The sequence below is a fragment of the Nitriliruptor sp. genome (assembly GCF_040882075.1).
GTDB lineage: Bacteria > Actinomycetota > Nitriliruptoria > Nitriliruptorales > Nitriliruptoraceae > Nitriliruptor.
This window is the reverse complement of record NZ_JBBEBZ010000053.1, coordinates 1-1,069: the sequence shown is the minus strand read 5'-3', so window position 1 is coordinate 1,069 and position 1,069 is coordinate 1. Positions and strand designations below refer to the sequence as shown.

Sequence of the window (1,069 nt, the reverse complement as noted above, 5' to 3'; positions counted from 1 at the left end):
GGCGCATCGAGTACAGGTGGAACGGCCGGAGCCTGCCGTCGGGGTGCTGTGTGCCGAACAGCTCGAGGGTCTTGCCCTTCGGCGTGGCGGTGAACGCGAACATCGACACGTTGTCCGGGCGGCCTCGAGCCTTGGCGGAGGCGGCGACAGCCTCGGCCACGGGGTCTCCTTCGCCGTAGCCGGCGCCCTCCTCGGCGGCCAGGGCGAGCTGCTCGTCGTCGCCGAGGTCGTCGGCGGTCAGCACCTGCTTGAGCTGCTTGGCGGACTCGCCCGACTGGGACGAGTGGGCCTCGTCGATGAGCACCGCGTACCTACCGCCGCCGGCGTCCCGGATCGCCTCCAGTTGCGCGGCGAACGGGAACTTCTGCAACGTCGAGACCACGATCCGGGTCGATGGCCGGCCGAGCGCGTCCGCGAGCTCACGGGCCGAGTCGACCGACACGACCTTGCCGGCCGCCGAGGCGTGCTCGAACTGGGCCACGGTGGCCGACAGCTGCGCGTCCAGTACCCGCCGGTCGGTGATGACGATGACCTTGTCGAACACCCGGTCCGTCCCGGCGGGGTCGGTCAGTCCCGTCAGGCGGTGGGCGAGCCAGCCGATGGTGTTCGACTTCCCCGATCCCGCGGAGTGGACGACGAGGTACGACTGCCCCGCACCGTGGGTGCGCGCGTGCGCTTCGAGCCTGCGGACCGCGTCCCACTGGTGGAAGCGCGGGAAGATCATCTGCGTCGTCGAACCCAGATCGGCGGGGTCGGCGGGCGTGACGTGCACGAACCGGTGCAGCAGGTCGAGCCAGTTGTCGCGCTGCCAGACCTCCCGCCACAGGTAGGAGGTCCTGTGCGACCCGTCCCCCGGGTCGTCGTTGCCGGCCCCGCCTGCCCCGTCCGGCGAGGACCCGCGGTTGAACGGCAGGAACCGTGTGGCCGCACCGGTCAGGCGCGTGGCCATCATCACCGCGTCGGTATCGACCGCGAAGTGCACCACCGACCGGTACCCGAGCAGCGTGTCATCGGGGTGACGCTCGTGGCGGTACTGGCGGACCGCCTGCTTGACGGTCTGCCCGGTCAG

The 1,069-nt window shown here is 71.1% G+C and carries 1 protein-coding gene; it reads right to left on the bottom strand.

All coding sequences use genetic code 11. The features are described 5' to 3' along the window. On the bottom strand, nucleotides 1-1,069 hold a 1,069-nt coding region (locus WEB03_RS02710; RefSeq protein WP_368069431.1), incomplete at both ends, for a DEAD/DEAH box helicase family protein.